Annotated in this window: 6 protein-coding genes; 4 read left to right on the top strand and 2 right to left on the bottom strand. The window is 69.8% G+C overall.

The genetic code is table 11. The features are described from left to right. Window positions 1–172 precede the first annotated feature (172 nt). The 4 genes from LG634_RS37095 (at window position 173) to tpg (ending at window position 5,544) form a co-directional block, all read left to right on the top strand. Window positions 173–1,402 (top strand): ParA family protein, encoded by a 1,230-nt coding sequence (locus LG634_RS37095; RefSeq protein WP_226740904.1) that lies wholly within the window; start codon window positions 173–175, stop codon window positions 1,400–1,402. Beyond that, entirely contained in the window at window positions 1,399–2,295 is an 897-nt protein-coding gene (locus LG634_RS37090) for a ParB/RepB/Spo0J family partition protein (RefSeq protein ID WP_226740903.1), read from the top strand. The genes LG634_RS37095 and LG634_RS37090 overlap by 4 nt, the downstream gene beginning before the upstream one ends. A 117-nt stretch (window positions 2,296–2,412) precedes the next feature. After that, complete coding sequence (tap, locus tag LG634_RS37085) at window positions 2,413–4,977, top strand: telomere-associated protein Tap (protein WP_226740901.1); 2,565 nt, start codon at window positions 2,413–2,415, stop codon at window positions 4,975–4,977. A 9-nt stretch (window positions 4,978–4,986) separates the two neighbouring features. Further along, on the top strand, window positions 4,987–5,544 hold the full coding sequence (gene tpg / locus LG634_RS37080) for a telomere-protecting terminal protein Tpg (RefSeq protein WP_226740900.1): 558 nt from the start codon (window positions 4,987–4,989) through the stop codon (window positions 5,542–5,544). Between the two features lie 178 nt (window positions 5,545–5,722). Here tpg and LG634_RS37075 read toward each other — a convergent pair whose 3' ends face one another. Both LG634_RS37075 and LG634_RS37070 read right to left on the bottom strand, forming a co-directional pair. After that, window positions 5,723–6,196 carry a helix-turn-helix domain-containing protein gene (locus LG634_RS37075; protein ID WP_226740898.1) on the bottom strand — a complete coding sequence of 158 codons (474 nt, stop codon included), beginning with the start codon at window positions 6,194–6,196 and terminating at the stop codon, window positions 5,723–5,725. Then, window positions 6,193–6,909: a hypothetical protein gene (locus LG634_RS37070; RefSeq protein WP_226740897.1), complete on the bottom strand. Its 717-nt coding sequence runs from the start codon at window positions 6,907–6,909 to the stop codon at window positions 6,193–6,195. The genes LG634_RS37075 and LG634_RS37070 overlap by 4 nt, the downstream gene beginning before the upstream one ends. Between the last annotated feature and the right edge of the window lie 1,480 nt (window positions 6,910–8,389).

The raw sequence follows: 8,389 nt of genomic DNA, 5'->3' as shown, positions 1-8,389 counted from the left end.
CCCCCCCCCCCCCCCCCCCCCCCCGGGGGGGGGGGGCCCCCCCCCCGAAACCCAGACGAAGCCGCCACCCCCCCCCCCCCCCCGCCCCGCCCCCACCCCCAGAACTAGCCATCCGTTAGTAATTTTCCGTGTCAATGCCATCCAGCCACCAGAACGTTAGTAAAGTCCCCCCATGACTTCGCCCTCGTCCAGCGACCGCGAGAAGGTCGTCTCCAAGCTCCCCCCCTGGCTCCGTCAGGAACTCAAGATCCGCACGGCCCAACTCCGCGTGGACATCCAGGACGCCGTATCCCAGGGGATCAACGACTGGACGGCCCTGGCCTCGACCCCCTCCCCGGTCACCACAACCGGCGCCGAGTCCTTCTCGACCTGGCTCCCCGCCGGCCAGTGGGACGAGTTCCGCACCCACGCACGGGACCGCGGCGTGTCCCTCATTCAGGGCCTCGCCCAGGCCGCCCAGTTGTGGCTGGAGAAGAACCCGGCCCCCACCGTGCAGCGCCCCTCCGTCGTCCGCCGCATCGTGGTCTGCAACCAGAAGGGCGGCGTCGGCAAGACCGCCATCACCGCCGGCACCGCCGAGGCCCTCGCCGAGGACCCGTCGAGCCTGTACCCCGTCCGCATCGCCCGGCAGCTCGCCCTCCTCACCGAGGACGACCCGGCGCTCGACCGCGAGAACCTGCCCGGCCTCGGCATGCGCGTCCTGCTCGTCGACTTCGACCCTCAGGGCCACCTCACCAAGCAGCTCGGCCAGCAGCCCGCCCCCATCGGCGGCGACAGCCTTACCCGCCACATGGCCGGCGAGGGCCAGGGCCCGCTGCAGGACCTCATCGTCCCGATCCCCGACGACCGGTTCGGCGACCGCCTGCACCTCCTGCCGTCCTGCACCGACGCGTTCCTCCTGGACGTCCGGCTCTCCACCGTCCGCGCCCGCGAGGCCGCCCTCGAACGCGCCCTCGCCCCGGTCGAGTCCGAGTACGACGTCATCCTCGTCGACTGCCCCCCGAGCCTCGGCCTGTCCATGGACGCGGCCATCTACTACGGCCGCCGCCGCCCCGCCGAGGAGCCCGGCGCTTCCGGCGCCCTGATCGTCGTCCAGGCCGAGGACTCCTCCGCCGACGCGTACGACCTGCTCACCTCGCAGATCAACGACCTCCGCGACGACCTCAGCCTCGACATCGACTACCTCGGCCTGGTCGTGAACCTCTACGACGGCCGCCGCGGCTACATCGCCACCTCCTCGCTCCAGGCCTGGATGGACATAAAGGATCCGCGGGTCGTGGCCGTCGTCCCCGACCTCAAGGAGCAGCGCGAGGCCGTCCGCCTCAAGCAGCCACTGTTCGTCTACGCCCCCAAGGGCGACCAGGCCGTCGTCCTGCGCGCCCTCGCCCGGGAGATCTCATGAGCAAGGCAGACCGCCTCGGCGTCTCGTCCTCCTTCGCCCGTGCCCAGCCCGTGAGCGTCAGCTCCCGGCGCGCGGCCATCGCGGAGGCCACCGGCGCCCCCACCTCCGGGGTCCTGCCGCCCTCCGAGGTGCCCATCGAGGCCCTCACCCACAACCCCCTCAACCTCCGCGAGGAACTCACGGAGATCGAGGAGATGGCGGAGTCCCTGAAGGTCCGCGGCCAGCTCCAGCCGCTCGCGGTCGCCACCCGGATGTCCTTCATGGAAGCCCACCCTGGCCAGATCGAGGGCCTGGGCCGGGCCCCGTACGTCGTCATCGACGGCAACCGCCGGCTCGCGGCCGCCCGCCTCGCCGGCCTCAAGACCATGCAGATCCACGTCAACGACTCCCTCGCCGCCAGCGCCGCGGACATCCTGGAGTCGGCCCTCATCGCGAACATCCACCGCGTGGACGTGGCCCCGATGGACCAGGCCCGCGCCCTCCAGGAACTCGTGGAGGTCCACGGCTCCCAGGCCTCCGTGGCCAAGCGCCTCGGCAAGACCCCGGCCTGGGTCAGCCAGCGGCTCACCCTTCTCAACCTGACGCCCGAGCTCCAGGAGCAGGTGGAGAGCGGCGAGCTGAAGGTGGAGCCGGCCCGCCGCATCGGCCGCCTCCCCCAGGAGGCCCAGGCGGCCGCGGCAGAGGAGTCGGCGGCCGCGGTCAACCCGCCCCGCCAGCGCACCAGCCCGCCCCCCTCGACCGTTAACGGCGTTAACGCCGTCAACACCCCGGCCGCCCGCCGCATCGTCATCAAGGGGACCACCGCCCCCGAGATCGCCGAGCAGCTGGCGTCCCAGCTGTCCCCCGCCGACCTCGCCGCCGTCGTACAGATCCTGTCCGCACGCCCGTCCTGACACCGGCCCGGACCCCGTGGGGGTGTTGACGGCATTAACGCCGTTAACACCCCCACGTGCGTTTCAGGTGCGTTCCAACGTGCGATTCGGGTTACGCTGCACACCCCAGGAGGTGCCATGTCCCGCAAGAAGTCCCCCCAGCCCCACGCCGAGCAGGCCTCGCTCTTCGCCGCCGTCGACGCCCTCCTCGAAGAGGCCGCCGCCCAGGACCCGCTCCCCCACCCCGACGAGCGCCGCCGCCTCCGCGAGACCGCCGGCCTCAGCCAGGACCAGGTGGCCCGCGCCCTGGCCGTCCGCCGCGAAACCATCACTTCCTGGGAGTCCGGCCGCACCGACCCCCGCCCCCCCAAGCGCGCCGCCTACGCCCGCCTCCTCAACGGCCTCACCACCCTCCACCCCCCGACCGAGGCCCAGGCCCCCGCGCCGACCGTTAACGCCGTTAACACCCCCGCCCCCACCACGACGCCCGACGCGCACGCGAGCGAGACCGTTAACGCCGTTAACGCCGTTAACGCCGCCCCCGCCCCCGCCCCCGCCCCCGCCCCCGAGTCGATCATTAACGCCGTTAACGCCCCGGCCCCCACACCTGCCGCTGCCCCGGTCGGAAACGCGGACACAGACCCGGACACGGACGCGAACGCAGCCCCGACCGTTAACGCCGTTAACACCCAGCCCCCCACACCCCCCGCAACCCCGGTCTCGGACGCGAACGCAGCCCCGACCGTTAACGCCGTTAACACCCCCGACCTCCCCTCCTCCTCCCCCTCGCCCGCGGACGCGACCGTTAACGCCGTTAACGCCCAGCCCCCCGCACCCCCGGCACCCCCCGCCCCCACCTCCCCCCCACCCCCCCAGCCGATCATTAACGCCGTTAACACCCCCACCCCCCGGACCGCCCCCAAGCCCCACCCCCGCCCCACCCCCACGCACCCCACCGCCCGCTACACCCACGGCCCCCTGGCCGTCCTCACCACAGCCACCCCCCCGACCAAGTCCGCATCCGCACCCGCGTCCAAGTCGACGGCGACGGCGACGGCGACGGCGAAGCCCACCCTCACCGCGCACGCCCCCCACGGCCTGCTCCTCGACTGCCCCGCCCACGACCTCCCCTCCCTCATCTCCTGGGCCCTCTCCCCCGAAGCAGACCTCGGCTCCCCCCGCCTGCACCGCTACGGCAAGGACTCGGACCCCCTCCTCGTCCTCACCGCCGAAGCCACCGAAGCACTCGGCCTCCCCCTCGTCCTCGACGACCGCCGCGCCCTGCGCCTCCCCGACAACCATCCCGCCATCAAGGCGCTGACCCGCGCCAAGTGGCAGCTCACCCGCCGCGGCTTCGGCCCCTGGCCCCGCATCTACCGCCCGGCCACCGCCGCCACCGGCCGTCAGTGCGTCCAGCTCGCCGTACTCCCCTGGGGCGCACTCGACCCCCGTTCCTGGGGCGAGGACACCCACACCCTCCCCGCCCCCGAACTCGCCGACCTCCTCGGCTCCTACGCCGAGCGCGTCCTCACCCCCCGCGGCTCCACCGCCGTCGCCGGCCTGGAACTCATGACGGCCTTGCGCCCGCCCACCCGCGCCGCCAAGGACGAGACCACCGGCACCTGGGTCTCCGCCCCCGTCCCCGGCTCCCTCACCCGGCCCACCGACCCCGCTCCCCCGGAGGCCCCCGACGAGCACCCGGTGGTCGCCACGCTCTACCCCCGCCACCACCAGCGCACCCCGGACCAGGTCCTCGACGAGGAGGCGTACGACTGGATCCGCGACCCCGAACTCCTCACCGACGCCGAGTGCACCCGCACCCACGCCGTCGGCATCGACGTGAACATGGCCTTCGCCGCCGCCGCGAACCGCCTCCTCGTCGGCATCGGTCCCGCCGTCCACGTCACCGCGCCGCAGTTCGACCCCAAGCTCCCCGGCAGCTGGCTCGCCGACCTCTCCGGCATCGAGCTCGACCCCCGCCTGCCCAGCCCCTTCACCCCGTCCGGCCGACGCCCCACCGGCCCCGCCTGGTACGCGACCCCCACGCTCGCCTACGCCCGCGAACTCGGCCATGACGTCCACCCCGCCGAAGCATGGGTCCGCCCGGACAACGGCCCGTACCTCGACAGCTGGTACACCCGCCTCCGTGACGCCTACCTGGCCACCATGGCCGCCCTCGGCGTCACGACCGGCATGACCGATGCCGAGTTCCTCACCGCGATGGAGACCCACAAACAGCACGACCCCGCCCAGGCCGCCGTCCTCTCCGCCATCAAGGCCACCGTCAAGGGCGGCATCGGCAAGCTCCGCGAACGCCCCCAGGGCCTCGGCTACCGCCCCGGCGAACGCTGGCCCGCCCTGGAACGCCCCACCTGGCGCCCCGACATCCGCGCCGCCGTCATCGCCACGGCCCGCGTCAACATGCACCGCAAGATGAACAAGCTGGCCGCCGTCGGTCTGCACCCCATCGCCGTCCTCTCCGACTGCGCGGTGTACCTCTCCGACGGCCCCGGCCCCCTCGACTTCCTGCCCCGCACCCCCGACGGCAAGCCCCTGCCCGGAGGGTTCCGCCTCGGCGTCAGCCCCGGCATGGTCAAGCACGAGGGCACCCAGCCCCTCCTGTGGGCCGTCGGCCTGCTCGACGAACACCACAACCCCGCACGCCACATCAAGGGCCACGACGCCGCGGCCGACGGAGAGTAAGAAGAAGACATGTCCGACATCGGCGACGGCCTCGACAAGGCCACCGAGGCGAACTTCACCCGCCCCATCCCCAAGTCCCCGCAAGCCCGCATGAAGTTCCTGGTCAAATCCGAAAAGGGATCGACCAAAGCCGTGGCCGGCCTGCTCGGCATCTCACAGCGAACGGTCGAGCGCTATGTGAAGGGCCAGATCAAGAACCCCCGCGCCGACCTCGCCGCCCGCCTGGAAACCGAGGTGCGCCGCCGCTGGCAGCCGCTGGTCCGCAAGCGCGCCCGAGACAAGGCCGCCAAGACCACCGGCGTCGTCATCGAGACCCGCGCCCGCTTCGGCTTCACCGCCGCCCCCGGCACCACCGACGACGGCCGCATGCGCCGCATCACCCAGCACCTCCCCCCGGAGTACGCCTCCCGCCTGTTCGCCGCCCAGGAAGCCGGCGCCACCGAACAGCAGCTCCGCGACATCGCCGCCGAAGGCCTCCAGGAGGTCTACTTCAAGGACCACGGCGCCCGCGCCTCCGGCCTCCTGGTCGAGTTCACCGACATCGACTACGTCGAATTCGACTTCTGACCCACCCCCGGCCCCGGAGCCCGGCCACCCCGAAGCCACAGCAGCCCCCCTGAGCCCCCCTCAACCCCCCACCCGCAGGAGAACGCAAAGAGGGGCTGCACAGGCGCCCCAGCGCCCACACAGCCCCTCTCAGAGCCTTCTTCGGCCGAGGCCCCAGCCCCAGCCGTCACTCCTCGCTTCAACCCACCGCGTGCAGCGTCCGCCGCCGCTTCGACTCGGCGGCCTTCTTCGCCGCCGCCTGCGCAGCCCGCTTCTTCCGCTGCTCCGCCAGCTGGTCCTGATACGCCGCCACCGCCCGGTGGTAGCTGGCCACGTACCCGCGCGCGTCCAGCCGCTCGTCCGCCGGCATCTCGTTCACGGCGGCCACCGCGTCCTCGAACGAGTTGTAGCCCGCCAGCATCGGGTTGATCTGGTACACCCCGTTGCGGACCTTCCGCACGAGCTTGGCCAGCTCAAGACTGCGCAGGGCCGCGTTCACGCTCGGCCGGCTCAGCTCCAGCAGCCCGCCGATCGTGGCCTGGTCGATGAGGATCCTGCCGCCGGGCTCGCTCAGGGAGCGCAACTTGAGCAGCACCCGGTACGCCGCAGGCGGAAGGTCCAGGTCAGAGAGAAGCCCGTCGGCGTTGACCGCAGCGAATCGCAAGGAGCTCACTGAGCTGTCCCTTCTTCCTTGCGCTGCACACGGCTCAGCCGCCGCGCAGCGCGCTCTTTGGCGCGTTCGGCCCGGAGTTCTGCGATGGCCTGTCGCATATGGTCCAACGACGGGAACCGCACAAGGTCCGGCAGACTCGTATCGCTACGGATCTGCGAGATGGTGCTGTGCTGTTCCACCTTCACGAACTCACCCGTCGTCTCCGTACCCGGGATGAACTCTGCTACCCGGTAACTGTAGGGCGGGTTGAACTGGTACACACCCCGCCGCACCTTGAAGACGATCCCGTGGGACATGATCGTGTGCAGCGCTTCAGACGTCTTCGTCCGACTCACGTCCAGGATGGTAGCCATCTCCTCCTGGGTAAGCGGAATCCGCCCCCCCGCCCGCTGGCAGGCGATCAGCAGGAGGATCAGCCGGAGGGGCAGCGCCTCCCGGAAGTACTGGGCGATCACCAGGAAGAACTCCAGGCTGTCCATCGAGAACGCATTGGGCTGGCTCTGCGTCCCGTAGAACTCCAGCGGCTTGCGCTCACCGTCCAGCGTCAGCTTCCGGCTCGGATACCTCCGCGCCAGACTGTCCAGATCCCTGACCGGCGCCAGGGGCTGACTCCACGCGGAGATCGCGTCATCAACGGGAAGATCAGGACGCGGCACGCGCGCCGGGCTCGGCCGGCGGTGCTGTGGCTCTGATGACACGAGGCTGCTCTCCACTTCGTTGATCTACAGAGAGCAGTATGTCAACGAGGGTGACATACATGTCACCCTCGTTGACGTTCAGCGTGTCTTGTGTCCCCTCAGGAGGGACACATCTCGGCCAAGCCCCCTCGGGACCCCCCTCCGGCCACCCCTCACCAACCCCACCGCCCCCACCCCCAGTTCACCGACAGAACTCCCCTAAAACGTCAGCCTCCCCGACGTTTTAGCCGCTATTACGTCAGCCCCACTGACTTTTTGCCTTCGTTATGTCCCCCCACCAGCGACACATCCCCCCCGTTATGTCCCTCCTGAGGGGACATAACTTTCCCCCCGCACCCCCTCTGACCTGCGCAAACGCATCTCCGTACCTTCTATACGCCGGTGGTCCCCCCGCTACGCGCACGAACTGCCGTCCCGAACGTCTCCGTATCCCCTACATCTGACACCCCATCACCGACCGCGCCCACCCACACCAAGCCCCCCACCAACCGGACACACTGTCCACTTCACCGCCCAGGTTGACTTGATCCCGTTTCTATCCACAGTGATTTTTGAAGCACAACTTCGCCAACTCTCAAGCGATCTTCAAGCACCCCCTCCACCAGGCCCCCACCACCCCACCACCACCCCATGCAAAAGGGTGAGGAACCCCAAGTTCCTCACCCCACCAACCCACCCAAAACCTCAACTACGCGCCGCCCTCAACCTCACAACCCTTTCCTCCCACACCACGTCAACCGTCGGCGTCAACCAATACACCTTCACCACCCCAAAAATCCGAACCTCTTCAAGCCACCCCAACTCTTGGAGCTCCTTCGCCCCTGTATTTACTGCAGCAAGCCAAACCCAAACAAGCCGACCCCCAGAACACAGCAAAGCTAGTTCCACTACCAGGGCTACGCGCTAAGGGTTCCGAAGCGAAGCGGAGGAACAACCCAACCGAAGGCCGGCCTCGGATCGGCAAAACCCCTCCAAGAAATGAAGCGAAGAAGATTCCCAATGTTCTGAAGCAAAGCGGAGGAACAAGCAGCCAAAGGCGCCTCCGCCGGAACGCAGCGGAGACGGGTTCCTCGCCAAGCGCGCAGCGCTTGGGGGCTACGCGCCAGCGCGCAGCACTGGGGATTCCGAAGCAAAGCAAAGGAATAACAACCCGAAGGGCTTCGCCCGGAACGCAGCGAAGGAAATTTACTCCTCCGGAGCAAAGCGAAGGAACAACGGCCCGAAGGGCGGCCCCTAGAGCCCAGCGGAGGGGAATCACTGCTCCGGAGCGGAGCAGAGGAGCAACTACCCGAAGGGGTAGTTCGCCGGAGCGCAGGGGAGGCGGTTTCCCTGCCAAGCGCGCAGCGCTTGGCTACCCCTCATCTTCAGCGCGTAGCGCTGAAACTTCCGAAGCGAAGCGGAGGAATAACCGGCCGAAAGCCGGTTCCCGGAGCGCAGCGGAGGGGAATCAGTGCTCCGGAGCGGAGCGCAGGAGCAACTGGCCGAAGGCCAGTCC

The organism is Streptomyces bambusae (genome assembly GCF_020532645.1).
GTDB lineage: Bacteria > Actinomycetota > Actinomycetes > Streptomycetales > Streptomycetaceae > Streptomyces > Streptomyces bambusae.
Note: the sequence above shows the minus strand (reverse complement) of the source record. Positions and strands in the feature narration are given on the sequence as shown.

What these genes read in the sequence shown, in the direction of transcription:
- LG634_RS37095 (WP_226740904.1), top strand. Translation starts at nt 173, where the DNA reads ATGACTTCGCCCTCGTCCAGCGACCGCGAGAAGGTCGTCTCCAAGCTC.
- LG634_RS37090 (WP_226740903.1), top strand. Translation starts at nt 1,399, where the DNA reads ATGAGCAAGGCAGACCGCCTCGGCGTCTCGTCCTCCTTCGCCCGTGCC.
- tap (WP_226740901.1), top strand. Translation starts at nt 2,413, where the DNA reads ATGTCCCGCAAGAAGTCCCCCCAGCCCCACGCCGAGCAGGCCTCGCTC.
- tpg (WP_226740900.1), top strand. Translation starts at nt 4,987, where the DNA reads ATGTCCGACATCGGCGACGGCCTCGACAAGGCCACCGAGGCGAACTTC.